The 26,627-nt window shown below is 65.0% G+C and carries 29 protein-coding genes and 1 tRNA gene; 13 read left to right on the top strand and 17 right to left on the bottom strand.

Going from position 1 to position 26,627, the window contains the following annotated elements; translation table 11 throughout:
• Nucleotides 1–194: 194 nt before the first annotated feature.
• Nucleotides 195–1,466 (bottom strand): PGF-pre-PGF domain-containing protein, encoded by a 1,272-nt coding sequence (locus tag DMP03_RS00855; protein ID WP_152118850.1) that lies wholly within the window; start codon nt 1,464–1,466, stop codon nt 195–197.
• Nucleotides 1,467–1,473: 7 nt separating this feature from the next.
• A complete protein-coding gene (locus tag DMP03_RS00850) occupies nt 1,474–3,852 on the bottom strand; it encodes a right-handed parallel beta-helix repeat-containing protein (RefSeq protein WP_152118849.1) in 2,379 nt (792 codons plus the stop codon).
• A gap of 245 nt (nt 3,853–4,097) precedes the next feature.
• Between DMP03_RS00850 and DMP03_RS00845 the strand changes: the two genes are divergently transcribed.
• Nucleotides 4,098–4,685 carry a DUF7344 domain-containing protein gene (locus DMP03_RS00845; RefSeq protein ID WP_152118848.1) on the top strand — a complete coding sequence of 196 codons (588 nt, stop codon included), beginning with the start codon at nt 4,098–4,100 and terminating at the stop codon, nt 4,683–4,685.
• Entirely contained in the window at nt 4,682–5,122 is a 441-nt protein-coding gene (locus DMP03_RS00840; RefSeq protein WP_152118847.1) for a hypothetical protein, read from the top strand. Before DMP03_RS00845 ends, DMP03_RS00840 begins: the two co-directional genes overlap by 4 nt.
• Before the next feature lie 64 nt (nt 5,123–5,186).
• On the opposite strand, the gene DMP03_RS00835 is transcribed toward DMP03_RS00840, so the two are convergent.
• Genes DMP03_RS00835 through DMP03_RS00825 form a run of 3 tightly spaced genes read right to left on the bottom strand, consistent with a single transcriptional unit; the run spans nt 5,187 to nt 8,283 of the window.
• Nucleotides 5,187–6,155 (bottom strand): NAD-dependent epimerase/dehydratase family protein, encoded by a 969-nt coding sequence (locus DMP03_RS00835; RefSeq protein ID WP_152118846.1) that lies wholly within the window; start codon nt 6,153–6,155, stop codon nt 5,187–5,189.
• A 29-nt stretch (nt 6,156–6,184) separates the two neighbouring features.
• Nucleotides 6,185–7,126 (bottom strand): NAD-dependent epimerase/dehydratase family protein, encoded by a 942-nt coding sequence (locus DMP03_RS00830; protein WP_152118845.1) that lies wholly within the window; start codon nt 7,124–7,126, stop codon nt 6,185–6,187.
• Nucleotides 7,123–8,283 (bottom strand): NAD-dependent epimerase/dehydratase family protein, encoded by a 1,161-nt coding sequence (locus DMP03_RS00825; RefSeq protein ID WP_152118844.1) that lies wholly within the window; start codon nt 8,281–8,283, stop codon nt 7,123–7,125. The genes DMP03_RS00830 and DMP03_RS00825 overlap by 4 nt, the downstream gene beginning before the upstream one ends.
• A gap of 88 nt (nt 8,284–8,371) precedes the next feature.
• On the opposite strand from DMP03_RS00825, the gene DMP03_RS00820 reads away from it, so the two are divergent.
• Together DMP03_RS00820 and DMP03_RS00815 are read left to right on the top strand one after the other, a co-directional pair.
• On the top strand, nt 8,372–9,109 hold the full coding sequence (locus DMP03_RS00820; RefSeq protein ID WP_152118843.1) for a DUF4330 family protein: 738 nt from the start codon (nt 8,372–8,374) through the stop codon (nt 9,107–9,109).
• A complete protein-coding gene (locus DMP03_RS00815) occupies nt 9,106–9,534 on the top strand; it encodes a hypothetical protein (protein WP_152118842.1) in 429 nt (142 codons plus the stop codon). The genes DMP03_RS00820 and DMP03_RS00815 overlap by 4 nt, the downstream gene beginning before the upstream one ends.
• Here the strand turns inward: DMP03_RS00815 and DMP03_RS00810 are convergent.
• Nucleotides 9,531–9,773: a hypothetical protein gene (locus DMP03_RS00810; RefSeq protein WP_152118841.1), complete on the bottom strand. Its 243-nt coding sequence runs from the start codon at nt 9,771–9,773 to the stop codon at nt 9,531–9,533. The two genes, DMP03_RS00815 and DMP03_RS00810, sit on opposite strands and share 4 nt — an antisense overlap.
• Nucleotides 9,774–10,062: 289 nt before the next feature.
• Here DMP03_RS00810 and DMP03_RS00805 point away from each other — a divergent pair, with 289 nt between their 5' ends.
• Nucleotides 10,063–10,314 (top strand): UPF0058 family protein, encoded by a 252-nt coding sequence (locus DMP03_RS00805; protein WP_152118840.1) that lies wholly within the window; start codon nt 10,063–10,065, stop codon nt 10,312–10,314.
• Nucleotides 10,315–10,358: 44 nt separating this feature from the next.
• Here the strand turns inward: DMP03_RS00805 and glmS are convergent, their stop codons facing one another.
• The 4 genes from glmS to DMP03_RS00785 all read right to left on the bottom strand — a co-directional run bounded on the left by glmS (nt 10,359) and on the right by DMP03_RS00785 (nt 14,454).
• On the bottom strand, nt 10,359–12,143 hold the full coding sequence (gene glmS, locus DMP03_RS00800) for a glutamine--fructose-6-phosphate transaminase (isomerizing) (RefSeq protein WP_152118839.1): 1,785 nt from the start codon (nt 12,141–12,143) through the stop codon (nt 10,359–10,361).
• A complete protein-coding gene (locus DMP03_RS00795) occupies nt 12,143–13,330 on the bottom strand; it encodes a sugar phosphate nucleotidyltransferase (RefSeq protein WP_152118838.1) in 1,188 nt (395 codons plus the stop codon). The genes glmS and DMP03_RS00795 overlap by 1 nt, the downstream gene beginning before the upstream one ends.
• Before the next feature lie 39 nt (nt 13,331–13,369).
• Nucleotides 13,370–13,594, bottom strand: coding sequence for a hypothetical protein (locus tag DMP03_RS00790; protein ID WP_152118837.1), 225 nt, complete (start codon nt 13,592–13,594; stop codon nt 13,370–13,372).
• Between the two features lie 65 nt (nt 13,595–13,659).
• Nucleotides 13,660–14,454 carry an undecaprenyl-diphosphate phosphatase gene (locus tag DMP03_RS00785; RefSeq protein WP_152118836.1) on the bottom strand — a complete coding sequence of 265 codons (795 nt, stop codon included), beginning with the start codon at nt 14,452–14,454 and terminating at the stop codon, nt 13,660–13,662.
• Nucleotides 14,455–14,542: 88 nt separating this feature from the next.
• Here DMP03_RS00785 and DMP03_RS00780 point away from each other — a divergent pair, with 88 nt between their 5' ends.
• The 3 genes from DMP03_RS00780 (at nt 14,543) to rnhB (ending at nt 16,875) form a co-directional block, all read left to right on the top strand.
• Complete coding sequence (locus tag DMP03_RS00780) at nt 14,543–15,829, top strand: tRNA pseudouridine(54/55) synthase Pus10 (RefSeq protein ID WP_152118835.1); 1,287 nt, start codon at nt 14,543–14,545, stop codon at nt 15,827–15,829.
• A 58-nt stretch (nt 15,830–15,887) separates the two neighbouring features.
• Nucleotides 15,888–16,073, top strand: coding sequence for a hypothetical protein (locus DMP03_RS00775; protein ID WP_152118834.1), 186 nt, complete (start codon nt 15,888–15,890; stop codon nt 16,071–16,073).
• A 172-nt stretch (nt 16,074–16,245) separates the two neighbouring features.
• The gene (gene rnhB, locus DMP03_RS00770; RefSeq protein ID WP_152118833.1) at nt 16,246–16,875 is read left to right on the top strand and encodes a ribonuclease HII; all 630 of its coding nucleotides are present in this window, start codon (nt 16,246–16,248) and stop codon (nt 16,873–16,875) included.
• 74 nt (nt 16,876–16,949) lie between these two features.
• Here rnhB and DMP03_RS00765 read toward each other — a convergent pair whose 3' ends face one another.
• Both DMP03_RS00765 and secF read right to left on the bottom strand, forming a co-directional pair.
• Nucleotides 16,950–18,482, bottom strand: a complete 1,533-nt coding sequence (locus tag DMP03_RS00765; RefSeq protein WP_152118832.1) for a preprotein translocase subunit SecD — start codon at nt 18,480–18,482, stop codon at nt 16,950–16,952.
• Nucleotides 18,479–19,339: a protein translocase subunit SecF gene (secF, locus tag DMP03_RS00760; protein ID WP_152118831.1), complete on the bottom strand. Its 861-nt coding sequence runs from the start codon at nt 19,337–19,339 to the stop codon at nt 18,479–18,481. Before secF ends, DMP03_RS00765 begins: the two co-directional genes overlap by 4 nt.
• A 79-nt stretch (nt 19,340–19,418) precedes the next feature.
• Between secF and DMP03_RS00755 the strand changes: the two genes are divergently transcribed.
• Nucleotides 19,419–20,225, top strand: a complete 807-nt coding sequence (locus DMP03_RS00755) for an MOSC domain-containing protein (protein ID WP_152118830.1) — start codon at nt 19,419–19,421, stop codon at nt 20,223–20,225.
• Here DMP03_RS00755 and DMP03_RS00750 read toward each other — a convergent pair.
• Genes DMP03_RS00750 through DMP03_RS00735 form a run of 4 tightly spaced genes read right to left on the bottom strand, consistent with a single transcriptional unit; the run spans nt 20,203 to nt 22,716 of the window.
• Nucleotides 20,203–20,718: a DUF5812 family protein gene (locus DMP03_RS00750; protein WP_225870753.1), complete on the bottom strand. Its 516-nt coding sequence runs from the start codon at nt 20,716–20,718 to the stop codon at nt 20,203–20,205. The two genes, DMP03_RS00755 and DMP03_RS00750, sit on opposite strands and share 23 nt — an antisense overlap.
• 37 nt (nt 20,719–20,755) lie before the next feature.
• On the bottom strand, nt 20,756–21,313 hold the full coding sequence (locus DMP03_RS00745; protein WP_152118829.1) for a hypothetical protein: 558 nt from the start codon (nt 21,311–21,313) through the stop codon (nt 20,756–20,758).
• A 38-nt stretch (nt 21,314–21,351) separates the two neighbouring features.
• Entirely contained in the window at nt 21,352–21,984 is a 633-nt protein-coding gene (locus tag DMP03_RS00740; protein ID WP_152118828.1) for a hypothetical protein, read from the bottom strand.
• Nucleotides 21,985–22,008: 24 nt separating this feature from the next.
• On the bottom strand, nt 22,009–22,716 hold the full coding sequence (locus DMP03_RS00735; protein WP_152118827.1) for an enoyl-CoA hydratase/isomerase family protein: 708 nt from the start codon (nt 22,714–22,716) through the stop codon (nt 22,009–22,011).
• 59 nt (nt 22,717–22,775) lie between these two features.
• Here DMP03_RS00735 and DMP03_RS00730 point away from each other — a divergent pair, with 59 nt between their 5' ends.
• From DMP03_RS00730 to DMP03_RS00720, 3 genes are all read left to right on the top strand, one after another.
• Entirely contained in the window at nt 22,776–23,414 is a 639-nt protein-coding gene (locus DMP03_RS00730) for a DUF7114 family protein (protein ID WP_152118826.1), read from the top strand.
• Nucleotides 23,415–23,441: 27 nt separating this feature from the next.
• A tRNA-Thr gene (locus DMP03_RS00725) sits at nt 23,442–23,513 on the top strand.
• 154 nt (nt 23,514–23,667) lie between these two features.
• A complete protein-coding gene (locus DMP03_RS00720; protein WP_197739270.1) occupies nt 23,668–24,060 on the top strand; it encodes a hypothetical protein in 393 nt (130 codons plus the stop codon).
• 333 nt (nt 24,061–24,393) lie between these two features.
• On the opposite strand, the gene DMP03_RS00710 is transcribed toward DMP03_RS00720, so the two are convergent.
• On the bottom strand, nt 24,394–25,272 hold the full coding sequence (locus tag DMP03_RS00710; protein ID WP_152118825.1) for an NAD-dependent epimerase/dehydratase family protein: 879 nt from the start codon (nt 25,270–25,272) through the stop codon (nt 24,394–24,396).
• Between the two features lie 241 nt (nt 25,273–25,513).
• Between DMP03_RS00710 and DMP03_RS00705 the strand changes: the two genes are divergently transcribed.
• Complete coding sequence (locus DMP03_RS00705) at nt 25,514–26,527, top strand: isocitrate lyase/PEP mutase family protein (protein ID WP_152119502.1); 1,014 nt, start codon at nt 25,514–25,516, stop codon at nt 26,525–26,527.
• Nucleotides 26,528–26,627: the final 100 nt, after the last annotated feature.

Here is a 26,627-nt window from a genome sequence, read left to right as displayed (position 1 = left end):
GGCTCGGTCGGGGAAGCCGGGAGTGACGCGGGCGCTCGAGCACACCGATCGCGGTGTTGGCGACGTACCCAGCCGTGGCGAACCCGGCAGCGAAACGCCGCCTGACAGCGACGGACGGCGACGTGACTCGGGCGGTCAGCGGCGTCGAAAGAAGGGGTTCGGCGATTCGAGCGTTGGCTCGAATCTCGAGGTCGTCAGCTCTGTCGGCGGCGGTACGCCGCGAGCGTCCCGGCCACGACGACCAGGGCAGCGAGCACACCGAAGCCGGGCTGGCTCCCGCTCGTCTCCGTCGCGGGTGCGGTCTCGGTCGGTGCTGGCGTCGCGGACGGGGTCGCCGTTTCGGTTGGCGTCGTCGTCGGCTCCGGCGTGTCCGTCGCCGTCGGCGTCGCGGTGCCGTCGTCGGTCTCGGTCGCCGTCGCCGTCGGTGTCGCCGTCGGTGTCGCCGTCGGTGTCGGTGTCGCTGTCGGGGTGTCCGTCTCCGTCGGCGGCTCCGGCGTCGGGTCGGCGTTGACCGTGCGTTCACCGATAGCGAACTCCGAGAGTCCGGGCGAGTCGGCCCGGAACAGGAACGCGTCCGGCGACTCGCCGACTTCCGAGGTCGGCACCTCGTTCCACGTGCCGGCGTTGAACCGGTAGAGCGTCACGTCCGCCGGGTCGAGTCCCGCGTCGTCGAGTGTCGCCTTCGGCACGGAGAACTCGAAGCTCGCACCGCCGATGTCCGCGTCGACAGTGTCCGGGTGTGCGACGTCGAGATAGCCGAACGTCTCTCCGTCGATTTCGGATTCGAGCTCCGGTGCAGCCTCCGGCTCGTCGTTGGTCGACACCTCGACCGTGAGGTCGGTCTCCTCGGTCGTCGTCACCGACAGCGAGTCGAGCGTCGGGTCAGACGCCTCGGCGTCGGCGTTGACTGCCGTCGTGTCGATGACGACCGGGTCGTCGGGCGCGGCGTCGGTCGTCTCCGCCTCGACGACACCGGGTTCGGGCTGTGAGACCTCGACGACGGTCTCGCCGTTCTCGTCGACGAGCGTGCGGAGCGTCACGCGCTCGGCCGAGAGACTCCCAGCGGCGGTCGAATCGACCGTCACGCCGACGCTGAGTGACTCGCCGGGACCGAGTTCGATGGCGTTCGATTCGCCCTCGATGGAGTTCGATAACGCGGTGAACGTCACCGCGTCCGAATCGTCCGTGAGCCACACCGTCGCGGATTCTTCCCCGGTGTACGAGAGCTCGAACACGCCCGCGAACCGCGTCACACCGCGGCGATTGATTCGTTCACCGAGATCGACTGCGAGCTGGCCGTCCTCGCTGACGGTCGCGTACGCGCCGTTCGGCCCGTCGGCCGGGGTCGCGTCCAGTTCGGCCGCGACCGCGTCGGGCGACCCCGAGAACGCACCTGTGGCTGTTGCTCCCGCAGCGGCGAGCAACAGGAGCGCGGTGAGTGCGGCCAGCGTGCGTGTCTGGTTCATTTGGCGTCTACAGTTCCTCTATTGTTGAGTTGCTGGGGGTTAAATCCTCAGCTGATTCGACAAATGCCTGTGCATCTGCCTCAGACGCGAAGTAGCGGACAAACGCATCGTCGTCGGTCGAGAGCTTGTGGCTCAGCGTGCTGCCAATGGTGACGTTCGTCACGGCGGTGGCCGGATCTTGGTAGACTGGGAGCGACTCGGCGTAGCTGTTATCACCAGAGAACGTCACACCGTCCGTGTCACGCTGGTAGTTCGAATCGCCTTCACCGTATGAGTAAAGCCCGACACCGCCCCAGGTGTTACCGCTGGTCGCGATGTTCGAGATACTCACATTGGTACACTCGGTGAGGGCTAGGCCGACGCCACCCGTTCCGTTTCCGTTCAGCGTGACGTTGTCGATTGTCACATCGGAGACGTAGTTGAGGTCAAGTTCAGACCGAGCAGATCCTTCGACAGTTACGTTCTCCACAGTGACGTTGCTGAGGGCACGAGTGGGAGAGTCCGATATCTTGACACCATAGCCCGATGATTCGGGACCGTCTGGGCCGATGACGGTGAGGTTGCTAAGTGTGAAATTAGTGCCGCTGACAGAGACACCATAGTCTCGATCAGCGCTGGTGTCGATGATGGTTTCACCTTCGCCTGCCCCCTTGATACTTAGGTCGTCAACGGGAACGTCGATCGACCCATTAAATTCTTGAGGAGCCAGTTCAATCGTATCGGTCGGCTGTGCGGCGTCAACCGCTGCCTGTACACTCTGGAAGTCCGCCGAGGAGTCGGCTGCAACTGTGTGCGTCTCCGAGTAGAACGGTTCGGTAGCGAAGTTGTCGAAGTTGACTTCCGCCGTCCCGTCGTTATTCCAGTCGAGAACACGAACGCCGTCCCCGTTTGCAGTCGCGCTTCCAGCAGAGTCGACTGCCGTTGCAGTCTCGTTTTCTTGGAAGCCCGATGGCCCGGTAGGTGCGCCCCACCAGTTGTTCGTCGCATCAACCACTCCGTAGCTGGTCTTGTTAACAATCCCACCGAGTGCTTCGATGTCATTACGGTTGACATCGATGGAACGCGCCTCCGCTTCCCCTTCAACAACGACGGAGGTTCCGGGGTATGGGTCGTCAGCTGTCGCCGAGACAGCATCAAGATAGTTATCAACGATTGAGATATCACGCGGGCCGGCGGCTTGTGATCCCTTGCTCAGGTTCACGGCTGCCGCCCAATCACTACGGTCGTTGACATCATTATCCGGGTCTCCAGCGACGCCCTCAATGATGTTTCCATCAATCTCAACGTTAGAGATATCAGACTGAAGTTGGATGCCGTATGCTGCCACCTCGCTCGTCACGTCTGTGATACTGTTTCCGCGAATCGTGACATCTTGAATGGGGTTGACATTGCTGTTCGGATTGGCAGAGAGCCAAATTGCCTTGGCAGTGTATCCGTTCTCGCCAATTGATGAACTGATGCTGGTGAACTCATTTCCGACGATGCTGATTCCTTCTTGACCACCATCGCCAGCAAGTCCCTGCTGATTACCCGAAGCGCCGTCGCCGGTGCCGACGTTCTGGATAGTATTCTCAACGATAGAGACCCCGCTCACATCGTCAGCGAGGAAGATACCATGGTCACCAACTTCATTCTCAATAGTCAGACCTTCGGTAGTGATATCGTCGCCGGCAATCTCAACCGTCTGGGTTGCGCTATCCGGAGAAGAAACTACTGGGGAACCGTTCTGTGCTGCTCGAACAGTCAGACCATCATAATCAACCGTGACTTGTTCTTCGTAGGTCCCGGTTTCGACGAGCACAGCGCTTGCAGCCTGTTGAGCAGCCGCATCAACCCCTGCCTGGATCGTGTTGTGGTCCACGCCCGAGCCGCTCGGTCCGACAGTCACGACGCCGTCGTCGCCCGCAGCGAACACCTGTGATTTCGCCATGACGGTGACGGAGTCGAGCAGCGAACCGGACGCGTCTGTCGTGTCGACCTCGACATCGACAGTGACTGACTCACCGACGCCGAGTCGCACAGCGCCGTCGACTCCCTCAACGGAGCTTCCGTCGGCTTCGAACGTCACCGCATCAGACGAGTCCGTGAGATACACCGAGATGGCCTGCGTTCCCTCGTTTTGCAGGAGGAAGAGATCGTCGACAGTCGTGACAGCATTCTCGTTCAGCGAGTCAAGCGTTACTGAAAGCGTGTCAGACTGTTCGTCAACGTACTGTGCGTTCGGGCTATCAGCGGCCGTCATGCGGAGATACGCTTCCGCGTCTCCGGCGGTCGCGACCGAGAACGACCGCTCGGCTTCGACGGAGGTGAACGCTCCCGTGCCGATGGCCGTACTGATTCCAGCTCCCAATGCCCCTGCGCCGATGATGAACTTCCGTCGTTCCATGATGTGTCCCGCACGCTCACAGGGCGTGCTTACCAGACGCGTGCACCCATACACACTCTGTATTGGGGCTGTTGAAACAGTTCAACGAGCGTTTGAGTCGGCGATTTAACCTTCAACAACAGCCTGAAACGGCGAAAATCGATATTTTTAATCGGCGAGTACAATCAAACCTATCGCACCAATTTACTCACACGAAAGCCGTGATTTTATTACTCATGAACTACGATCTATATATGTGTTATCATATGGGGACGACCGAAGCTCAGCAGGTGGGGGTCCAGCATGGGGAGACAGACAAACACGTTCCCGAAGGTGAGCTGTTCGATGCGCTGTCGAACCGGCGACGGCGCTACGCGCTGGAGGCGCTGATGGGAACAGAGGGTATCGAGCTCGGTGATCTGGCAGAGCAGGTCGCGGCGTGGGAACTCGAAAAGGAGATTGCGGCCGTGGATTCGACGGAGCGCAAGCGCGTGTACACGTCACTGCAGCAGTCACATCTGCCGCGGTTGGACGACGCGGGGCTGGTGCGGTTCGACAAGCGGGCCGGATTCGTCGAGCCAACACCGGGATTAGCGGAGTGTGAAGTGTATCTGGACGTGGTCCGCGGTAACGACATCCCGTGGAGCGAATACTATCTCGGACTGGCGGCGCTCGGCGCAGCGTTGACCGCGGCCGTCGCCGTCGACGCGTACCCGTTCGTCCTGCTGCCCGATATCGCGTGGCTGGTGGCCGCAAGCGCAGTCACGCTGCTGGTCTCGGCCGTCTATCACAACTACTACGCCACCCAGTCACAACTGGGTCGCGGCGACACGCCTGTGGAGATGAATTCATGAAACGCACACACGCTGCCGTCTTCGCACTCGTCATCGCTGCGACACTCACCCTGTCAGTCGGAACGGGGAGCTTCACTGCGCTGAACGCAGATCGAAACGTCGACATCGGGACGACCGACGATGACAGCGCGTATGTCGGTATCGCATACGACGCCGCAACTGGTGATCTCCAATTGACCAACAACTTCGGGACGCTGCTGACAGTGACCGAAGTCGAGACGCCGGCGTCAATCGTGACAGACAGTGTTCCAAACGAGTTAGCAGCCGGCGCGTCGGAGACAGTCGCGCTGTCGTGTGCAGACAGCACCCAGTCCCCGGCCGGAACAGTGACTGTCACGGCCGACGGGGAGGACGTGTCGGTCGAAGTTACACGGGACGTTACGATCGACTGTGAGACGGCCACCGCGACACCAACCGAGACGGCGACGGCGAACTAATCCGATTCAATTCTACGGCGTTCTCGTCCGTTGGCCGGCTCTTGTTCTCGTCGACATCCAGAAATTACGCCTCACGAAGTTGCTCGCGAATCGTCGCCTCGACTGTGTGGTGTGGCTCCCACCCGAGCGTCTCGCGAACCGCAGTCGTCTCGACACCGAACTCGTCCACGAGCGTCTCGGCCGCACGCGGGTTCTCCACGAGTTCGACCGTCGGGTCCAGCCCCCGTTCCTCGCGAGCAATCGCGGCGACCAGCTCAGCCATCTCCATCACGCTCGGCGCTTCCTCGGTTCCGAGTTCGAAGGCCGTACTGCCGGTCTCCCCGCGCGCGTGGGCGTCGAGCAGGTGTTCCGCACTCAGACAGAACGCGTTTGCGACATCGTTCACGTGGACGAAGTTCCGCGCCTGCGTCCCCGGTTCGTACACGGTCAGCGGCTCGTCCGCCAGCGCTCGCTCGACGAAGAAGTCGATGACGACATCCTTCGAGACGGTCCGGTCACCGACCGTGTGTTGGCCGTAGAGATTCGCCACGAGAAACTGGTGGGCCGGAAAGGAGCCGTCGGCCAGCGTCTCGATGGCCTGCTCGCCCAGCACCTTCGTCTCGCCGTACCAGTTCAGCGGCTCGCGCTCCATTGCCGTCGTAATCGGGAACTCGGTTGGGTCGCCGAGCACGGCCGCCGAGAACGGAAAGACGAGGGCGATCTCCTCGCGCTTGCACGTGTACGCGACGTTCGTCGTCCCGACAACGTTCGTCTCGTACGCCAGATCTGGGTCGGCGTCACAGCTCTCGACGCCCGACAGCGCCGCCAGATGGACCACCACGTCCGCGCCCGCGAGCGCGTCGGTGAGTTGGTCGCGGTGGCGAATGTCGACGTGCTCGACCGGCACGCCTTCGACCTCCCGGATGTCGCCACGGTAGAAGTTGTCCAGCGCGGTGAGCTCCCAGTCGGGGTGGTCGCGTCGGAGTTGCCCGAGTACGCGGCTCCCGATGAACCCCGCGGCTCCGGTGACGGCGACGTGTGGCGGCTCGCTCATACCCGAACGCGGACGGCCGCGAGCAAAAGTCAGGTGGATTCCACGTCGCCACGGAACGCATCCCGGAGGTCACGCACACCCTCGCGAAGCGTCCACTCGGTCTCGTAGCCCGTCGCCCCGAGGCGATCGAAGTTCACGTGATACGACGGCCCGGGGTGCTCGTCGTCGAGATAGGAAATATCCACGGGAGCGACTTCCTCGCTTACGATATCCGCAATCGTCGCAATCCGGTAGTTCTCGTCGTTGCTCCCGACGTTGTACACGTCGTGGACCCAGTCGTCGGGCGCGAGTGCCGCGTGCTTGTAGGCCCGTGCCGCGTCACGCACGTGAATGAACGGTCGCCAGTTCGATCCGTCGCCGTACACCGTCAGCGGCCGGTCCGTGAGCGCCCGGAACACGAAGTGGTTCACGACGAGGTTGAACCGGACGCCCGGCGCGTTCCCGTAGTTCGTCGCCAGCCGCAACGCCGTCCCCTCGAAGCCGAACGCTGCCTTCGCCTCCCGGAGCAGCGACTCAGATTCAGCTTTCGTCTCCGCGTACGGATTCAGCGGCTCCGGCTCGACCGACTCGTCGATATCACGAGCCGGCGCTCGCCCATAGATGTTACACGACGAGGCGAGCACGACGTTGTCGACACCCGTCTTCCCGGCAGCGTTGAGGATATTTCGTGTGCCCTCCAGATTCGTCGCGAACGTCTCCTCCCGTCGCTCGTGGGTACTGCCAGCCCCGGTAATTGCCGCCAGATGGACGACCGTGTCGACCCCGCGACACGCCGTCTCCACGTCGCCGTACTCGCGCACGTCGCCGTTGTGAAAGGTCAGATCCGAACCGATACTGCCGAACAGCGACCGCGGCGAACTCGCCGAGAAATCATCGAGTACCGTGACCTGCTCCACACGGTCGTCACGCTGGAGCAGTGGTATCAGGACGCTCCCGATGTAGCCACACCCCCCGGTGACGAGAACGTTCATTCCTGTAGGGCATCCGGGAGGAAGCGGTCCTCGTGGCTCACGATGGTCTCTCGGTGCGCGAGCAGCGTCTCCAACACGTCGTCAATCCCGTCGGCGAACGTGGCTCGCTGCTCGTCAATTACGTCCATGTACCGGTCGTTGTCGATCTCCATCTGGTGGGTCTCGTCCTCGTCGCGAGGGTTCTCGACGTGCGTGACCTCAACATTGAGGTCGTGCTCGGCAGCAACCTCGCGAATCGTCTCGGCCATCTCGACGATGGCAATCGGCCGCGTCACCTGATTGTACACGGTATGTCCGTCGGGCGTCTCCCCAAGCGCAAGCCGTGCAAGTCCCTCGACTGCATCCTCAAGCGAGACGAACGGCTTCCGCTGCTCGCCTTTGCCGTACACCGTCAGCGGGTAGCCGGCGACGGCCTGTGCCGCGAATCGGTGGGCGACAACGCCGAAGTAGTAGTCGAAGTCGAACCGCGTCGCAAGTCGGTCGTCCGGCCGCGTCTCCTCCGTCTCCGCCCCGTAGGTAATCGCCGTCCGCACGTCCGAAATCGGCATATCGAACTGGTCGTGGGCGAGTCGGAGATTCGCCGCGTCATGTGATTTCGAAAGGTGATACCACGACCCCGCCATCGCCGGGAACGGCACCTCGTCCTGTTCGCCCGCGTGTTCCATCGTCGCCCCGCCCTCGGGAATCGGGAATTCGGGCGCACCGTAGACGCCGGTCGTCGTCGTCTCGATGAAATGCGTGTCCGTCAGCCCCTGTTCGGACAGCCCGAACAGGAGATTCCGCGTCGCTTGCATGTTGTTGTGCTGCGTGAAGTTCGCCCGCTCGCCGTTAATCTGCGAATACGGCGCAGACGGCTGGGCCGCCGTATGCACGACGACCGACGGCTCGTGCGTGTCGAGCAGGCGGAGCACGAACTCGCGGTCCGTGAGGTCGCCCTCGACGAAGGAGAGATTCGCCGCGCCGTGGACCTCACGCGCGGCCTCGATGCGGGTCTCGGGGTCGGCGACAGACGTCGCACTGGTCGCGCCGACTTCCGCGACCCACTCACGGCGGGCGCAGTTGTCCACGGCGATGACGCGCTCGTCCGTGCGGGTAGCGATGCGGAGGGCGGTCGGCCACCCGATGTAGCCGTCGCCGCCGGTGACGAGAATCGACATAATCCGACGTTGCGCCACCGGCCACAAGTAGCTTCGTATCCCGCTGGAAGACGGAAGCCGTTATGTGACCGACACCCGACCTCCGGGTATGGAACTGCTGGACGAGCACGGTCGTGTGTTCGGTATCGTCAACATCATCGATCTGCTCGTCGTGCTGTTCGTGCTCGCAGTCGCCGTCGCCGGCATCGCGCTCGTCGTCGGTTCGGACGAATCGGGCGAGCCAAGCGAACAACAAGTGACCCGGACAGTAACAGTCGAGTTAGGGACACATCCGCCGGATGGAGCAGCGCTCATCGAATCCGGTACGGTCACGTTTGCCGGGCAGAACCACACGCTGACCGGCGTGTACCGGACGCCGACAGACGATGGAATTCGCATCGTGGCCGCAGTTCGAGTCGACGGTATCGTCGAAGACGACGTGTTCACGACAGAGGGAGCGGAACTCCGGTACGGGACGGTCCGGCGGCTGACCACACCAGCTTACACTGTCGAGGCGACCGTCATCAATATTGGACAGACAGAGGGAATCGTGACGACCTCGGTCACTGCGACGTTGACGGCAAACGTTTCGACGGCGGTTGCTGATGCGGTCGGGACGGGCGACGAATACCAGCTTGCTGGACAGACGGTCGTGACAGTACAGGACGTGACTCGTGGCCAAACGATGGGAGACCGCGAACGACTCACCATCGAGATGCAGTTCGTGGCGAGAGACACGGTTGCAGGACCGATGTACGGAGGCGAACCAATTCGAATCGGCCGACAACTCACTGTCGCAACCGATGAGTACGAATTCGTGGGTGAGGTCGACAGCGTCGAACAGTGAGTCGAGACCAGCGTATCGGGACGGCCCTGAGCGAATCGGTAGTTGGACGAGTCGCAAGGACCGCTCGTGACCGACTCGCAGCAACGCTTCCCGTGACGACGGCTCAACGGCTCGAACGGGCAGTGGGTCGGCAACTCCATACCTCGCGACTCTACCAGTGGCTCACCGCGGAACCGGACCCGACGGTCGTGACCATCAACCTCCGAGAGACGTACACCATCGGACCGGTACTCGGACTCCTGGAGCGATTGGTCACACCGATGGTAACACGATGGGAGCAGTCGCGACTCAACGAGGTGGCAACAGCACTCAGCGACCGCGGCCGGCGACTCGCCGAGTCGTCGCGGGTCGTACGGTGGCTCGCCCGACTGTTCGTGCCGCCGGAACCCGAGGACCGCAGTGAGGACGCTCGCGACGACCGTTAAGCGCGGTAGTCGCTGCCGAGTGCGAACGCCGCGAGGTTGGCGACGAGGAGCGCGACCAACAGCGTCGGGTCGGTGCTCGTCACCCCGACGGCGAAGAGGGGGACCTGTGCGAACGCGAGCGTGATGCCGGTCCAGAAGGCGAGTCCGCGGGTGACGGTGCCGGCAGCTCGCGTGACCTGTGCGAGTCGCGACGGCGTCGCGTCAGGGAGGGCGTCGATGGGAGAGGACTCGGTGGACATTATCTCTCTGCTCAGGCGTTGAATGGCTACCCACATATACCGGGTCGACGCTGAGTTCGTTTTCGCGTCGATTCACCGGACAGCTGCGTCGATAGGGAGTGTATAAAACGTTTTATCCCGGGTTTTGCGGCGGCTAAACGTTTTATAGAGCCGTAAGAAGCGCTCAATTCGAATGCGGCGATGACAGTCACAGCCGAACGACCAGAGGGCAATATAGCAGAACGAGGCAGTTGGAACGAAGATGTTCGGTCCGTAATTGGTTGTCGTGTGGGACACAGTGTGGTATGCAATGCGCAAACAGGAGCTACTCCACGTTCACGCGCTGTTGGCCGCTGTCGAACAGTTCTGTGAGACGACGCTCGACACGGAGGTCGACACCGAGACCTACGAGAGGCTACGGGTACGGCCGAACTCCATTCACGCGTCGAAACGCAGCCACGAGGACGCCGTGTTCGCGTTGGCGCGAGCGCTCGACGAGTCGGTCACGGAGCCGTCGGCGAGTGAGAGTGTAGAGTCGACGACCGAACTCACGGCCGACTGAGCCGCGTTATCCGCCAGCGACCCGTGCGCCGGCGCACCCGCCCGCTACTCGACCGTGACGGATTTCGCGAGGTTGCGCGGCTTGTCGATGGAACGGCCGAGTTCGTTCGCGACGTGGTAGGCGACGAGCTGGAGCTGGACGTTCGCGAGCACGGCCGCGGTCCGGGCGTGAGTCGACGGAATCTCGAGCACGGCGTCGGCGTACCGCTCCACGTCACTCTCGCCGTCGGTGACGGCAATCACGGGGGCACCGCGTGCTTCGACTTCTTTCACGTTCCCGATGGTCTTGCGGGCAGCCTCGCCGTCGCCAGTGACGACTGCGAAGACGGGCGTGTCGGGCGTCACGAGCGCGAGCGTCCCGTGTTTGAGTTCGCCGGCAGCAAACCCCTCGGCGTGGGTGTAGGAGATCTCCTTCAGCTTGAGTGCCCCCTCCAGCGCGACGGGGTGGTGGTACCCCCGCCCGATGAAAAAGAAGCTCTCGCTGTCCACGTACTCGCGGGCCACCTCGCGGGCACCAGACGCATCGAGAATCGTCTGGATGTCCGCCGGGAGGTCGCGCAACGCGCCGATGAGGTCGCGTACGTCTTCGTCGCCGGCACCGACGGTCGCCAGCGCGAGGAGGTTTACGGCCGTCAGCTGCGCGGAGAAGGTCTTCGAGGCCGCGACGCCGATTTCCGGCCCCGAGCGGATGAACAGCGCGTCCGTACACTCACGCGCCATCGTGGAGCCGACGACGTTGGTGAGCGCGAGGGTATCGGCCCCACGACGGTCGGCTTCACGAATTGCCGCGAGCGTGTCGGCCGTCTCGCCCGACTGGGAGACGGCGACCACGAGGTCGTCCTCGACGGGCGGGGTCTGAATCGCGTACTCGTGGGCGAGGAACGCCTGTGCCGGGACGCCGGCCGCCCGGAACAGCGCGGCCCCGTAGAGGGCGGCGTGATAGGAGGTCCCGCAGGCGACGAACTGGACCCGGTCGATGTCGGGGTCGATGTCGAGCGTGACATCGCCGGCGAGTTCGTCGACCCGGCCCTGGAGACACTGTCTGAGGGCACGTGGCTGTTCGTGAATCTCTTTCAGCATGAAGTGGTCGTAGCCGGCCTTGCCGGTCGCCTCGGGGTCCCAGTCGACGGTCTCGACCGAGGGGGAGCGCGGCGTCCCGTCGAAGTCGGTGACGGTGTAGCCGTCGGCATCGAGCCGGACGAACTGTCCGTCGTCGAGATAGACGACGCGGTCGGTGTGGACGCGAAACGCGGGCACGTCGCTGGCGAGGTACGTGGCGTTGTCGTCGATACCGAGCACGAGCGGGGAATCCTGCCGGGCGGCGAAGATGGCGTCCGTGCCGGCGATGACGACGGCGATGGCGAAGCTCCCTTCGAGGCGGTCGAGGGTCGCTCGGACCGCAGCCTCGGGACCGTGGTCGGCGAGCGCGTCCTCGATGAGGTGGGGAATCACCTCGGTGTCGGTGTCGGAGACGAACTCGTGGTCGGTCGCGAGTTCGTCGCGAAGCGTCTGGTAGTTCTCGATGATGCCGTTGTGGACGACGGCAACCTCACCGGTGCAGTCGCAGTGCGGGTGGGCGTTGGCGTCCGTCGGCGGTCCGTGGGTCGACCAGCGGGTGTGGCCGATGCCGACCGTCCCCGACGGCGACCAGTCGGCGAGGTGTTCACGCAGGGCGTCGAGTTCGCCGGCCTTCTTTGCCGTCTGAACGGAGCCGTTGGCGAGGGCGACGCCCGCGGAGTCGTAGCCACGGTATTCGAGCGTGTCGAGTCCGTCGAGCAGCGTGTCGAGCGTGTCGTCGCCGCGGCCGACACAGCCGATAATCCCACACATCAGCGGACCACCTCCGCGCCGGCGGCGACGTGGTCGCGGGCGATGGCACCGACCCCGACGGTCGCGCCGACGCCGAGAAGCGTTCCGGGCCCAAGCGTCGACCCGCCGGCGAGTGTCACCCGGTCACCGACGACCGCGCCGAGCCGTTCGCGCTCGTGGATGTCGGTGCCGATTCGTACGTCGGTCTCGCCGCCGGGGACGACCACGCCGGGACCGATTTCGCCGGCCATTCCGGTGACACAGTCACAGAGCGTCGCGCCGGAGCCGACGCGTGTGTCCGCGCCGACGAGCGAGCGTTCGATCGTCGCGTTCGCCTCGACCGTGATGTTGCGCCCGACGGCGGTGTCGGGACCGACGACGACGCCCGCCGCGATTTCAGCGTCCGGACCGACCACGACGGGGCCCTGGAGGGTCGCGTCCTCGTGGACGCGGGCCGTCTCGTGGACGTAGACACCGGATTCGTGCGCCTGCTCGTCAACGAGACCCGCTCCGAGGAGTTGACGGGTCGCTTCGAGCAGGTCCCACGGGTAGGTGATATCGACCCACAACCCCTCGGTACGGACGCCGACGACGCCGCGTTCGGCGGCGAGTTCGACGATGGCGTCGGGGAGATACAGGTCGCCGCCGCGCCGCTTCGTCGCCGCGAGCCGGTCGAACCAGCCGGCCGGGAAGGCGTAGACGCCGGCGTTGATGAGCCGATAGGGACCGTCGGGCTGTTCGACGAGCTCTGTGACGCGGTCACCGTCAAGTCGAACCGCGCCGTTTGGGTATTCGTTCGCGTTCGGGTGGTCCCGGACGGCCATCGTCGGGGTGCCGTCGAAGGCATCGAGCGCGTCTCCGACTGTCTGGGGGTCGATGACGCGGTCGCCGTTGACGGTGAGGAACGGACCGTCGACCGCCTCGCGAGCCTGGAGGAGGGCGTGTCCGCTGCCCAACTGCTTTGCCTGATGGACGTAGGTGACGGGTACGCCGCGGTAGGTCGAGCCGACGTGGTTCTGGACGCGGTCGCGCTTGTAGCCGACGACGAGGACGAGATCGGAGATTCCGGCGTCGACGAGCGCGTCGAGCACGTATTCGAGAATCGGACGATTGGCGACCGGCAACATCGGCTTCGGGCGTGTGCTGGTGAGCGGGCGGAGCCGAGTCCCCTCGCCGGCCGCCAAGACGACTCCCGTCGAAACTGTCATACCGACAGTTACCGGGACGGGTGGTAAACGCTTTGTCCGTCAATCGAACATGCGCTCGTCGGCTTCGGGGAACTCGATAGAATCGTCACCGAGTCGCGCCTGGAGTCGACACCGGTAGAGCATCATCGCCATCTGGGGAATCGCACTCGCCTGCACCGCGAGCGGCTCGTCGAACGCCTCCGCAGCCCACCGATTGTAGTCGTCGGCGAGGTCCATCGCGTCTTTGAAGGAGCGGAACATCAGCTCCTTGAACGGGTCCTGCATACCACGCCGTTCGGGGGTAGGTGCCTTACGCCCGACGGTCCGTCACAACGAGGAGAGCCAGTCAGCTACAGCACCGTCGCAACTCCACCGACGATGGCCAGTCCGCCCAGCCCGAGACACACCGCCCAGAAGGCGACCCGCGAGACCACGCGCAAGAGCGCGTCGATGGTGAGATAGCCGACGACGGCCGCGACGGCCGTTGCGACCACGCCGGCCACCAGCGACAGTTCTGGCACGCCGTCGGCGAGCGTGAGCACGCCGGCACCGAGGGCGGCCGGAATCGAGAGCAGGAAGGAGAGTCGGAACGAGGCTTCCGGGTCGTAACCGCGGAACAGCAGCGCCGACACGGTCGATCCCGACCGCGAGACGCCCGGCAGGATGGCGAGTCCCTGCAGGACACCGACGAGCAGGCCGTCGAACAGCGTCGGCTCCGTGCGCGAGCCGAGGCGAGCGTTCGCGACCCGCTGGAACAGGCCCGTCGCGACGAGCAGGAGACCGACGAGGACGATGAACGCCCCGCCGGTGAGCGCCGAAAAGAGCTCTTCGATGGTTGCGTAGGCGGCGAGTCCGACAACCGCCGAGGCGACGGTCGCCACCGCGAGGAAGGAGAGTTCGCGGTCCCGCGTCGCCCGCCACTCGGGGAGCCGACGCGCGAGCGTGGCGAGCTCGCCACGGTAGTAGACGGCCGCCGAGACAGCCGTCCCGGCGTGGAGAAAGAGGGCGAAATCCGTCGCCGCCGCCGGCGTGAGACCCTCGACGGCGGTGAGATACAGCGCGATGTTCCCCTCAGAGGAGATGGGCAGCCACTCGAAGATACCCTGGAGGATACCCACGATGACGGCGATACGGAACTCCGACATACGCGAACGCGGAAAGCGGGAGGCTTCAACCCGGCGATTGGACGGGCGAGCCGACACACACTTCCCGCGAGCCATCCGAACGACGGTAATGACGATTCTCGACGACGCCGAAGGACTGGCGGCCACAGGTCCCGTGTGTGATGCCTGTCTCGGTCGCCCCTTCGCCGACCGGAGCTTCGGGCTCGGCAACGACGAGCGCGGCCGGGCGCTGCGAACGACGCTCGCGCTCGATGCCGACGAACCGTACGAATCGCCCGACATCGAGGCGTGTTGGGTCTGTGAGGGACTGTGTGGCCGGTTCGAGGAGTGCGCCGACCGCGTCGTCGAGGCGCTCGAGGGAATCGACTTCTTCACGTATCAGGTGGGGACACGCGTCCCCCCGCTGGTGGAGGAGAACGGCGAACTGCTGCGCGTGGACGCTGGGCTCGACCCCGAGGCGGGCGAACTGCTGAAATCGGAGTTCAATCGGGAGGTAGGGAAGCGCGTCGGCCAGCGGACGGGCAAGGAGGTCGGTTTCGAGCGGCCGGACGTGCAACTGCTCATCGACCTCGACACCGACGAGATCGACGTGACAATCAACTCCGTCGCCGTCTACGGGCGCTACCGGAAGGTCGAACGGGACGTGCCCCAGACGGAGTGGCCCTGCTCGAACTGCGGGGAGTCCGGACAGCTCCACGGCGGACGCGCCTGTCCGGAGTGTAACGGCACGGGCTACCGGTATCACACGAGCGTCGAACAGGAGGTCGCCCCGCCGCTCGTCACGGCGCTGCGCGGCGACGAAGGCGTCTTTCACGGTGCCGGACGCGAGGACGTGGACGCGCTGATGCTCGGTGACGGTCGCCCGTTCGTGCTGGAGGTGAAACACCCCCACCGGCGCGACGTGGACCTCGCGACTATCGAGGACGAAATCAACAAAGCCAGCGACGCGGTGAAAGTCGACGACCTCCGGTTCGCGACCCACGAGATGACCGCTCGCGTGAAAGAGCACGACGCCTCGAAGACCTACCGCGCGGAGGTCGAGTTCGATGCGTCCGTTGACGAGGCCGCGCTGGCAGACGCACTCGAAACCCTAGAGGGTGCGACCGTCGAACAGCGAACGCCCCACCGGGTCGACCACCGGCGAGCCGACCTCGTGCGCGAGCGCGAGGTGTACGAAATCGACGGCGAACTCGTCGACGACACCCACGCGACCATCGACGTACACGGTGCCGGCGGGCTGTACATCAAGGAACTCATCTCCAGTGACGAGGGGCGGACGGAGCCGTCGCTGGCGGGCTTGCTCGACACCGCAGCGACCGTCACGGCACTCGACGTGCTCTCAGTCGAGGGCGAGGACGAACCGTTCGAACACCCTGACTACTTCCGCGACGAGTAGCCGTTCGGGACGGAATTTATGTGACTCACTCACATACTAGATTCTGGTGTCGCAAGCTATGTGCCACCGACAACCAATCGGCGACCTGGAGCGGATGCGCGAACTGACCGGCGAGCACGAAGAAGAGGGCGAGGAGCCACCCGAGGAACGCCCTGCGGCCGAGCCGGTCGGGGATGGAGCCGAGCACGAACCGGAGCCTGACGCCGAGACGGAACCGGTCGCACCGACCCCAAGCGGAGACTGACAGGTCTCGCCGACCAGCGAACGCACGGCGGAGACTGACAGTTCCGCCGACTGCGAACGCACGGCGGAGACTAACAGGTCTCGCCGGCCAGCGAACGCACGGCGAGCCAGAACAGTCACCGCGAGTCGTAGCCCACCGCGAGCCTTTTTTCACCTGCACGCAACGACCAGCCATGCACTTCGGCGTCGACGAGGCAGGGAAGGGACCGGTGCTCGGGTCGATGTTCGCGGCCTGTGTGCGCGGCAATCGAGAGGACCTGCCCGACGGCGTGGCCGACTCGAAGCGGCTGTCACCCACGCGTCGTGAGGCGCTCGACACCGCGATTCGTGACGCCTGCGACGTGGGAGTCGCCGAGATTCCGGTGGCTAGCATCGACGGCGAGGAGGATATGAACACGCTGACCGTCCGCGCCCACGCCGAGGCCATCAACGCCGGCGCGAGGGACGGGGACACGGGCCTGTGTGACGCGGGCGACACCTCCGAATCGCGGTTTGCACGCCGGGTCGCCGACAGCTGTGAGCGCGCTGTCGAGGTAGACGCGCGCCACCGTGCCGATGAGGATAATTCGCTTGTCGCCGCCGGCTCAATCATCGCGAAAGTGGCCCGTGACGACCACGTCGCGTCGTTAGCCGAGACGTACGGTGCGGTGGGGAGCGGCTATCCCTCGGATTCAGCGACACGCGAGTTTCTCCGTGAGTACGTGTCCGAGCACGGCGAGCTGCCGGACTGTGCGAGAGCGTCGTGGAAAACGAGCGAGGACGTGTTGGCGGCGGCAGAACAGTCAGCGCTCGACTATTTCTGAAGGTCCGCCGACCGCGAACGCACGGCGGGGCCGGAGGGGTCCGTCGACCGCGAACGCACGGCGGAGCCTAATCCCTAATCGAGGACGACGTTCCGGAGGATGTTCCCGTACGCCGGCCGGGTGACGAGCACGCCGAGCAGGACACCGACGATGGTGACGATGGCGAACCCTTGGAGGTCACCCAACGAGAGCACGGCGAGGGGACTCATCGCGATGATGGTGGTCGCGGCTGCGGCACCGATGACCCAAAACGCCTTCCGGAACCGGGACTCGAACACCCGGCCGGTGGAGACGCGCTCGCCCTGGAGAATCTCGTCGGCGATGATGATGAGGTCGTCCACCCCCGTTCCGATGACGGCGATGAAGCCCGCGATGTGGGATAAGTCAAGCGCGAGTCCGATGAGCGACGCGAAGCCGAGGAGCAGATACACCTCGGCACCGGCGGTCAGGATCATCGGGAGGGCGACGCCCGGCTCGCGGTAGCGGATGAACACGGTGAGCGACACCGCGAGCACGGCGATGACACCGGTCACCAGCGAGAGGAACTTGAAGTCCTGTGCGAGCGACGGCTGGAGGAAGTAGTTCGTCCCGCTCTCCACGTCGAGGGCACTCGGGAGCGCGCCGGCACGGAGATTGATTTCGAGTTCGCGGGCGTCTTCCTGTGAGTTCGAGCTGATGAAGTAGCGCGGATCCTCGACGAAGTCACCGCTCTCGATAGTAGTGGCGAGGTCGCCCATACTGACTGCGTCCACGACCTCTCCGTTGCGGACGGTCAATAGACAGTAGGCGTTGTCACCGTCCGGGCCGGAGCCGATCTCGTAGTTACACTGGCCCTGATTGTCCGTGTACCCTTCTTCCTGCATGATGGTCGAGAACCGCTGGGCTGCCTCACGGGTCGCGACGGACACGTCGACGCCCCACTGACCGGTCCGTTGGTTCTGGCTGACGCCGTTGACGTTGAGCGTCTCCTGATCGAACAGCGGGACACGCTCGTAACCTCCCTCTGCGGGGTGAAGCCCGACGATCTGGACGCGCCCGGGGTCACCGACGAGTTCGAGCACCTGCGAGCGGTTTGCGTTCGGCACCTCGACGGTCAGATACGTCTGGTTCGCGCCGGTGGTGACGCTGGCGTCGCCGCCGGTCAGCCCGCCGGCGTTAATCTTGCTGTCGAGGACGCGCTCTGCCGTGTCGTACGTCGCCCGGGTGAGTCCGGCTTCGATGACCGACTCGTCGGCGTCGAGTCCGACCGCTTGGAGCGCGGCCGCGAACTCGGCTTGCGTGACCGACTCGTTGTACACCTCGACGGTGCCCTCGGTGGTCGCCTCATCCGAATCGGGATGCCGCACTTCGATAGTCGGCGGCGAAAGCCCGAGCTCTTCGGCGATGTTGCGTTCGAGGTCCTGCCCGGAGGTCCCCTCTAGGTCGACCGGGTCGGCGGTCATCCCGACGAGGGGGGCGCGGACGCTGGCTCCGCCGGAGAGTTCGAGCCCGTACTGGAGATTCGTCGGTCCTTCGCCGCCACCGGCTCCGAGGGGACCGAACAGGGCAAGCGAGCCACCGAGCACGAGCACGACCAGCAGGATGAGCCGCCAGTTTTTCCGAATCATTGTGCGACCGCCTCGTACTTGTAGTAACGGAGGAGACTCACGTTGAGCAGATAGGTGTTCATCAGGTCGGCGACGAGCCCGAACACGAGGATGATACCCACCGAGGGTAGCAGGTCGATCGCGAGGAGACTCGCCGCAATCGTCATCGCGGTCATCGCAGCGATGGAGGTGAGCGTCATCGTGACACCGGTCCGCATCGCCCGGTAGGTCGACTCGTAGAAGTCACCGCGCCGCCGGAGGATGTGGTTGTTCAACAGGAGATCCGAGTCCACGGAGTACCCGATGAGCATCAGGAGAGCGGCGACGGTCCCGAGCGTGAGCGGGATGTCGAAGATGCTCATCAGCGCGACCGGGATGACGATATCGGAGAAGGCTGACGCGACGACGGCAATCGAGGGGATGAACGTGCGGAACAGTCCGAAGACCAGCAGCGCCATCCCGAGGAAGGCGGCGCCGATTCCGAGGAACGCCTGCCGTTGGGTATCAGCGCCGAAGGAGGCGGCCCGTTCCTGACTCGATATCACTTCGTAGCCGGCGGCTTGCGCCTGCTGTTGGGGGTCCGCGTCGCTCGGCGGGAAGGTGACGATGTACTCGTTTTCCTCCGAGCGGATCGGCGCAATCGACTCGACGTCGGCGTCGAAGGTGCGCTCGATCTGTGGTTGGGTGTCGGCTGTCTGGATGCGAAGCTCTGTCCCGCCGGTGAAGGCCATGCCGAGCGAGACCGGTGACGTTCCCGTGATGAGGAAGTTGCCGAGCAGGATGACGAGCGCCAGCCCGAGTATCGCGAGGGGGATCGCGACGAGCTGACGGTTTGAGTACCGGGTGTAATCAACATCCGGTATCTCGAACTCTACCATACGGGCACTCGTGTGAGACACCCGATAAGCCTTCTCAAACAGCAGAGGGTACAAGCCGGTGGGTGCCACAGAGCAGCCAATGACAGCGACACTCGAATCGATCCACGTCTACCCGGTCAAGTCGCTTGACGGTATCGAGCCAGACCAGACGACCGTCCGCGAGGCGGGCGGCTTGGAGTTCGACCGCGAGTACGCCATCCGCGACGGGGACGGCGAATACGTCAACGGGAAGCGCGAACGGGCGGTCCACCGGCTCGCGAGCAGCTTCGACCCCGACACCGGCGCATGGACCGTCGGTCCCCGCGAAGGAGAGCGTGAAGCGTTCCAGCTTCCCGAGGAGCGCGCGGCCGCGAGCAACTATCTTAGCGACCACTTCGGCTACGCGGTGACCATCGACCGCGACCCGTCCGGTGGGTTTCCGGACGACACCCACGCGGCCGGGCCGACGCTCATCTCCCGTGGAACGCTGGAGACCGTGGCGAGCTGGTACGACGACATCGACGCCACGGAACTCCGGCGACGGCTCCGGCCGAATCTCATCGTCGGCGGCGTCGAGCCGTTCTGGGAGGACAGATTGTACGCCGACCGCGAGTCGGCGGTCGCGTTTACCATCGGCGGGACGAGCTTCGAGGGACGCAATCCCTGCCAGCGGTGCGTCGTGCCGACGCGTGACCCCGACACCGGCGCGGAGACGTCCGGGTTTCGCGAGCGATTCGTCAGCGAGCGAAAGGCGACCCTCCCCGAGTGGGCAAACGAGGACTGGTACGACCACTACTTCCGGCTGATGGTGAACACGCGCGTCCCACGCGAAACCGTGGGGGCGACGCTATCGGTAGGTGAAAAACTCGAAATCGGCGAGACGGTCAGGGCAGATACCGGACGCTGATGGTGCCGGTCTCCTCGTCGGAGCGAACCTCGACGCGGACGACGTTTTCCATTCTCCCGGCGCGTTCGAGCGTGCCCTCGTCCTCGAGCACGTCTTGGACGGCTTCGCTCGTGTCCTCGGCGGGGACGGTGATGACGTGAATTTCACCCATGCCAGCGCGTTCGTGCCGGGTGAGTTCACCGACCGCCTGGTCCGTAGCGAGGTCCCGTTCGTGGGCGGTCGGCGGCTCCTCGCTCTCGTGGCGGCGGACGTGGCGGCGCGAATCGACCTCGACGATGCGGTCGGCGATTTCGAGCGGCGGCTCGGGGGCGAGCGTCGCGTCGAGTACGTCGCCGGCCTCGACACCGGGATTGTCGGCGAGCGTGTGGACCTGACCGGAGTCGATATCGCGGAGCACGGCGGAGTCGTCCTCGGCGTGGGTGACGACGTACCGCGTCGACTCGCCGTCCACCTCCACGTCTGCGGTCTCGATGTCTGTGGTGTCGTCGCTCATACCAGCGGGACGACCGCGAGCCGTTTCACCCCGTCGGTCACCGGTAGCGCCGGTGGACGAGCCAGCCGGCGGCCGCAGCCACGACGGGAATCACGGGCGAGGCGATCGGCGGAACCGCGTACAGGCCGGAGAGGACAGGCCCGAACAGCCCAGTCGCGGGCGGACGCGGAACCGTCTCGCCGTCGAGCGTGAACGTCTCCGGGATGGAAGCGACGAGCATCAGGTACAGCGAGAGGAGATAGACGAGTCCGGCGACGGCGAGCGCGCGGTCGTACGCCGGCGTCGATTGCTCGCGGCGGTGGCGACGCGCGACCAGCAGGACGGGCGCGACCACGGGCACGACGACGATGAACCCGACGATGACGACGAACGTGCGGACGAACGCGTCGGTACCGCCGACGGCCAGGCCGGCCGACTGCGAGATGGAGATGATAGCTGCGAGCGCGAAGGCGATACCCAGGAGTAGCGCGAACAGGCCACCGACGACGGTGTACAGTCTGAACAGCCGCGAGTCGCTGTGTCGGAACGCGTACGGGAACGCGGTGAGCAGTCCGCCGTAGTCGTCGGTCGTCCCCGCCGCTGTCTCTGCACTCATTGCACGACGTTGGGTGGAGACGCCCAAAAGAGCCGCGTTCAGCTCTCGGTGACCGTGATGCTGACCTCGTCGCCGTCGCGAATCACGTAGCTGGTCGGGTCCACCGATTCGCCGTTGACCGTGATGGAGACGCTGGCGCTCTCGCCGCCGACGTAGCGGGTGCCGTCGTACCACACCCCGCCGTTCTGAACACCGATGTCGAGCGTGGACATGGCGTACTCCAGCGTGACGCCGGGCGTGTGTTTGTGCCACCGGCCGTCACCTTCGAAGTGGAAGTGGCGGTTGCGCGTCTCGCCGACCTGGTACTGGTCTTGCGTGAAATCGACCGTCGACCCCATGACCGTCATGGAGAGTTGGCCGTGCTCGTGGGTGTCACCGGCCGCGTTGTACTGTGGTTCCTGTGCGACTTGCGTGACACTCTGGGGGAGGTCACCGGAGCCGCCACCGTCGCCGCCGGCGAGGAACAGGTAGCCACCGACGACCGCCGCCAGCAGAATCGCGCCGGCGAGCGCCAGCGGGACGACGCCGACACCGGAGTCGTCCTCGTCGGTCGCGTTGGCGACCTGGCGCTGTTCGATTGCGCCGAGTTCGTCGGCGTGTTCGGCCCCGAGATGCGAGAGATACGCAGCCTCGGCGTCGAACGACTCCCCGCAGTAGTCGCAGTCGGGCATACACTCTGTCGCCACCCGAGCGCCCTACCTGTTTCGGTGCTCGGCGAGCGCGTCGGCGTGCGCTCGGAGTTGCGAGACGAACGCCTCGCGTTCGGCCCGTTCGCGGTCGGCCGTCGACCCGCGGTGGGAGCCGAGTCGGCCGAGCGCCCGGAGCGCACCCGAATCGTTGGCTGCGAGTTCGTCGGCGACCGTCCGCGGGTCGGCCACGACACGCGAGACGAGCCCCATCGACCGCGCCTCGTCGGCGTCGACGACCCGCCCGGACAGCGAGAGGTCGTTCGCGTGGGTCGTCCCGACCGCCTCGGGGAGTCGGACGGTCCCGCCCCACGCCCCGAACAGTCCGAAGGTGACCCCCGGCTCTGCGAGGGTGGCGTCAGGCGTGGCGACCCGCACGTCACAGGCGAGCGCGAGTTCGACCCCGCCGCCGCGGGCGGGGCCGTCGATACCCGCGACGACCACGGGGGCGGCCTGTTCGATGCGCGTCATCGTCTCCTGTCCCCGGTCGATGAAGGCACGAGCGCGGTCCGCGTCGGTCGCGACCTCGGCGACGGTCGCGAGGTCCGCACCGGCACAGAAGGCCTCGCCCGCACCCCGGACGAGCACGACCGATTCAGGGGACGCCTCGACAGCGGTCGCGAGGGCATCCAGTCCGTCGAGCGTGAGTGCGTTGCGCGCGTCCGGCCGCGAGAGCGTGACGACCCGGACGCCGTCGTCGTCGCGTGTGTGTATCATACGCTGCGGTGACCCCGGCTTCCAAAGGTCTTTGCCACTCGCAAGCCAATATTCACGCAATGGAAGAAATCGCCGCGGTCCGTGACGGAGCAGTATCGACCGTCGGCGATGTCGTCCCGGAGACCTTTCACGACGATATCGTGGCGTTTCTCGACGAGGGCTCGTTTGTTCCGGGCGTCTTGACCCTGCTCGCCGCCGACAGCGTCGGCCGCGACACCCCGGACGTGCTCGACCGTGCCGTCGGCGTCGAACTCATCTACGACGGCCTCCGGCTCACCCGCCGGCTCGCGGCCGACCCGCCGTGGACCGATACCGACGACCCCACGCAGGCCAACATCGACATCCTCGCGGCGGACGTACTCGTCGCCCGGGGTTTCTATCTGCTCGCCGAGACGGAAGCCGCGACGGACGCCGTCGCCGTCGTCCAGTCGTTCGGCCACGACCAGACGGTCAGCCACAAAACGGGCGTGCAGAACAACGAACTCGAAGTCGATATCCTCGAACTCGCGCTCGTAGCCGGGGCATCGACCGGCGGCGGAATGCCGCTTGAAACGGATGCCCTCGCCCGTAAGTTCGCCGAGCACTACGACGACACGGGCGGCTTTCCCGACCCCGGTATCCTGTTCGACACCGCCGCCCGCGAGCGAATCGAGGCCGTGACAGGCGGTAGCGGACGGCCCCTGAATCGAAACGACTAACAACGCAACCGCGATACGTGAAAGTGCGCCTGGGTAGCTTAGCGGTAAAGCGCGTCCTTGGTAAGGACGAGACCCCGGATTCAAATTCCGGCCTAGGCTTCCGTTGCCTTAGCGTCTCTCTCGCCTGATTTCATCCTTCTCAGGAGAGACCAACGATGTCTAAGGACACCCGAAAAAACTACAACCCGATAGCCGCGCCGTCTTGCGATTCCGGAAAGTGTCATGGCACACAAATAAAACGAGGTGTACAGGGATGACCAACCAGCCCGATCCGCTCGACAACCTCCCCGCGGGGGATGGTACTCCGCGCGAGGGCCTTCCGCCGGCTCCGGAAACGGTCGAGTTTGATTTCCCGCTCGTCAGTGGACGCTCACGCGAAGACCTCGAAGCATACGGGCTCAACATGGTCGACGATTACCGCGACTTCAAACAGGAGGTACTCTCGTGGCTCGGCTCGTACGGGAAACACCCAGAGAAAGGCCAGGGCCTCGCACAGAGTACGCTTCAGTCGACACACTACAAGCTCGAAATTGTCTTCCGGTGGCTCCGGTCGTCCTCAGTCGTACGCCACGCCATCGAGGGGACTGTTCCTCTGTCCTTTGCTGCGGGGAGTATAGTGTCTGAGATGGGTAATGGAACTCTTTGAGTCTACCTCGCTGTTATACTCCAACAGTAGAATCAGTGGGTGATGGCTGCCACACTCAAACGGCGAAGGCTTCTGGGCGGCGTTCTACTTATCCTCGGGGTGAGTATTGGCCTCGCGCAGCTTGGGACATTCCCCGGGATGCTGTTCGGTGGCTGTACGGATGTCGGGGTCCCAGCGGGATAGGGGCAAGGAGTCAGCATCCTCGGGGTTCAGGATGCAAGCCTACTGTACACACCCGATGGAGCGAATGAGTGTAGTATCCCGCTTCCGGCAGTCCTCACCCCAATCGGACTCACCGCTGTAGGGGGTAGATTGGTTCTGTCCACGAGGTAACTACGCGTTCGGCGGCTCCACCTCCTCGTCGCTCGCCTCCCGCCACGAGCGAGTCGGCTCCCAGCCGAACAGTCGCTCGGCCTTCGCGAGCGAGTAGGCCGCAGCGTCACCCTCGACAGCGCAGTCGTCGGGGAAACGACCGTACTGCTCGCGCATCAGCTCTCGGAGCGGGCGACCGAGGGCGTTGTCCGGGCCGACGCAGTTGACCGCCTCGTGGCCCGAGTGCGGGGACTCAAGCGCGGCGGCGACCAGTTCGGCTACGTCGCGGGCATCGACGTACGACCAGAAGTTGCCCGCGCCGGCGTCGAGGTTCTCGACGTACTCGGGGTCGCGACAGGGGTACGCGCCCGGCTCCTGAATCCACGAGGGGCGAATCGAAGTGACCGACACGCCGTCGCGGCGGGCGACCGTCCGTCCGATTTCTTCGGTGACGACCTTCGAAAGCCCGTACGGGTCCTCCGGGCGGAGCGGGTGAGATTCTGGAATCGGGAGCCGGTCGGGGACGGGCGTCTCCTCGGCGAAGAAGAAACCGTAGGCTCCGTCGGAGGAGGCCTGGACGACGCGAGCGCCGACGCGGCCCGCCGCGGTGAGGACGTTGTGCGCGGCGAGGGTGTTGTTCTGGTACACGTCGACGCCCGGGCGCGTGCCGGCGACGGGGATAGCCGCCCAGTGGACGACGCCGTCGGGGTCGAGGTCGGTGACGACATCGAAGACGCTGCCGGCGTCCGTCAGGTCGAGGGCGCGATACGCCACGTCTGGGTGGCCCGCGCCGGGGTCGGGGTTCGTCCGGTCGAGACAGGTCACGTCGTGGTCGGCGGCGAGTCGGTCGAGGACCCAACGGCCCGACTGTCCACGACCGCCGGTGACGAGTAGCTCCATACCGACGGGAGACGCGGGGTGGGCTAAGTCCCACCGTCCGAACCCGTTCGTCGACGACCGATTTCGTGATAACTACCCACATATTAGGTATGTGCATGCCTCGTGGTGAACAGAGGTGATTAAGAAATATTATCATTATTGTTCACAACGTTCTTATACCGCCACCCGAGACAGGGAGGTACAGATGGCACACGAGAAAGATTCGGACCCCGTTGCAGAGAACGTCCGCGACACGGACTCCATGATTCGAGACGTCGACAACCACGCGGCCCGCGAGCTGCGACAGAAGTTCGAAGAGCAGGACTACGTGTTCGCGCCGGGCCTGTACCACGCGCTGGACGCGCGGCTGGCCGAGATGGCCGGGCTCGACGCTGCGTACATGTCGGGCTACTCGACGGTGCTGGGCCAGTTCGGCTTCCCGGATCTGGAGATGGTCACGATGACCGAGATGGTCGAGAACGCAAAGCGCATCGTCGAAGCGACGAACCTCCCGGTCGTCGCCGACGCTGACACCGGCTACGGTGGCGTCCACAACGTCCGCCGCGCCGTCCGCGAGTACGAGAAGGCCGGCGTCGCCGCCATCCACATCGAGGACCAGACCTCGCCGAAGCGGTGTGGCCACATCGCGGGCAAGCAGATCGTCTCGCGAGACAAAGCGCGCTCGCGATTCGAGGCAGCCGTCGACGCCAAGCAGTCGGAAGACACCATCATCATCGCCCGCACGGACGCGTACGGCTCCGCCAACGGCGACTGGGAGGAACACCTCGAGCGCGGTCGCATCTACGCCGACGCCGGCGTCGACCTCGTGTGGCCCGAGATGCCGGACCCGTCGCGTGAGGACGCCGTCAACTACGCCGAGACCATCCACGAGACCCACCCAGACCTCGATCTCGCCTTCAACTACTCCTCGTCGTTCGCGTGGTCCGAAGAGGAGGACCCGCTCACGTTCCAGGAGCTGGGCGACCTGGGCTACGTCTACCAGTTCATCACGCTGTACGCGCTCCACTCCGGTGCGCACTCGGTGTACGAGGACATGAAGAACATCTCGGAAAACGACGAGCAGGCCCAGTGGGACCTCGAAGACCGCTACCTCGGCCACGAAACGGAGAGCCACCACCAACTCTCCTTCGTTCCGCGGTTCCAGGACGTCGAGGCGCAGTTCGACCCCGAGGCCCAGTCCCGAATGGAGGACTCCGCGGGCTTCACCGAGGAGGGCGAAGCCGTGCTGTCGAGCGAACAGGACGACGACGACTGAAGCGTCCGTCGACCGCGGACGCACGACGGAGGCTGAAGTGCTCGCCGACCGCGAACACGCGGGCGCGCTGACGCGCCCGCCGACCACGCGGACGCGGGGC

The sequence above is a fragment of the Halosegnis rubeus genome, assembly GCF_009184545.1.
GTDB lineage: Archaea > Halobacteriota > Halobacteria > Halobacteriales > Haloarculaceae > Halosegnis > Halosegnis rubeus.
The sequence above is the reverse complement of the archived record's forward strand: the minus strand, read 5'-3'. Positions and strand labels throughout refer to the sequence as shown.

Coding starts and splice junctions, on each gene's coding strand:
- DMP03_RS00855 (WP_152118850.1), bottom strand. CDS start 1,466: ATGAACCAGACACGCACGCTGGCCGCACTCACCGCGCTCCTGTTGCTC.
- DMP03_RS00780 (WP_152118835.1), top strand. CDS start 14,543: ATGACGATTCTCGACGACGCCGAAGGACTGGCGGCCACAGGTCCCGTG.
- DMP03_RS00805 (WP_152118840.1), top strand. CDS start 10,063: ATGCGCAAACAGGAGCTACTCCACGTTCACGCGCTGTTGGCCGCTGTC.
- DMP03_RS00730 (WP_152118826.1), top strand. CDS start 22,776: ATGGAAGAAATCGCCGCGGTCCGTGACGGAGCAGTATCGACCGTCGGC.
- DMP03_RS00710 (WP_152118825.1), bottom strand. CDS start 25,272: ATGGAGCTACTCGTCACCGGCGGTCGTGGACAGTCGGGCCGTTGGGTC.
- DMP03_RS00745 (WP_152118829.1), bottom strand. CDS start 21,313: ATGAGTGCAGAGACAGCGGCGGGGACGACCGACGACTACGGCGGACTG.
- DMP03_RS00750 (WP_225870753.1), bottom strand. CDS start 20,718: ATGAGCGACGACACCACAGACATCGAGACCGCAGACGTGGAGGTGGAC.
- DMP03_RS00845 (WP_152118848.1), top strand. CDS start 4,098: ATGGGGACGACCGAAGCTCAGCAGGTGGGGGTCCAGCATGGGGAGACA.
- DMP03_RS00825 (WP_152118844.1), bottom strand. CDS start 8,283: ATGTCGATTCTCGTCACCGGCGGCGACGGCTACATCGGGTGGCCGACC.
- DMP03_RS00835 (WP_152118846.1), bottom strand. CDS start 6,155: ATGAGCGAGCCGCCACACGTCGCCGTCACCGGAGCCGCGGGGTTCATC.
- DMP03_RS00840 (WP_152118847.1), top strand. CDS start 4,682: ATGAAACGCACACACGCTGCCGTCTTCGCACTCGTCATCGCTGCGACA.
- DMP03_RS00765 (WP_152118832.1), bottom strand. CDS start 18,482: ATGATTCGGAAAAACTGGCGGCTCATCCTGCTGGTCGTGCTCGTGCTC.
- DMP03_RS00740 (WP_152118828.1), bottom strand. CDS start 21,984: ATGCCCGACTGCGACTACTGCGGGGAGTCGTTCGACGCCGAGGCTGCG.
- secF (WP_152118831.1), bottom strand. CDS start 19,339: ATGGTAGAGTTCGAGATACCGGATGTTGATTACACCCGGTACTCAAAC.
- DMP03_RS00830 (WP_152118845.1), bottom strand. CDS start 7,126: ATGAACGTTCTCGTCACCGGGGGGTGTGGCTACATCGGGAGCGTCCTG.
- DMP03_RS00810 (WP_152118841.1), bottom strand. CDS start 9,773: ATGTCCACCGAGTCCTCTCCCATCGACGCCCTCCCTGACGCGACGCCG.
- glmS (WP_152118839.1), bottom strand. CDS start 12,143: ATGTGTGGGATTATCGGCTGTGTCGGCCGCGGCGACGACACGCTCGAC.
- DMP03_RS00755 (WP_152118830.1), top strand. CDS start 19,419: ATGACAGCGACACTCGAATCGATCCACGTCTACCCGGTCAAGTCGCTT.
- DMP03_RS00775 (WP_152118834.1), top strand. CDS start 15,888: ATGTGCCACCGACAACCAATCGGCGACCTGGAGCGGATGCGCGAACTG.
- DMP03_RS00820 (WP_152118843.1), top strand. CDS start 8,372: ATGGAACTGCTGGACGAGCACGGTCGTGTGTTCGGTATCGTCAACATC.
- DMP03_RS00705 (WP_152119502.1), top strand. CDS start 25,514: ATGATTCGAGACGTCGACAACCACGCGGCCCGCGAGCTGCGACAGAAG.
- DMP03_RS00850 (WP_152118849.1), bottom strand. CDS start 3,852: ATGGAACGACGGAAGTTCATCATCGGCGCAGGGGCATTGGGAGCTGGA.
- DMP03_RS00795 (WP_152118838.1), bottom strand. CDS start 13,330: ATGACAGTTTCGACGGGAGTCGTCTTGGCGGCCGGCGAGGGGACTCGG.
- DMP03_RS00790 (WP_152118837.1), bottom strand. CDS start 13,594: ATGCAGGACCCGTTCAAGGAGCTGATGTTCCGCTCCTTCAAAGACGCG.
- rnhB (WP_152118833.1), top strand. CDS start 16,246: ATGCACTTCGGCGTCGACGAGGCAGGGAAGGGACCGGTGCTCGGGTCG.
- DMP03_RS00720 (WP_197739270.1), top strand. CDS start 23,668: ATGACCAACCAGCCCGATCCGCTCGACAACCTCCCCGCGGGGGATGGT.
- DMP03_RS00785 (WP_152118836.1), bottom strand. CDS start 14,454: ATGTCGGAGTTCCGTATCGCCGTCATCGTGGGTATCCTCCAGGGTATC.
- DMP03_RS00735 (WP_152118827.1), bottom strand. CDS start 22,716: ATGATACACACACGCGACGACGACGGCGTCCGGGTCGTCACGCTCTCG.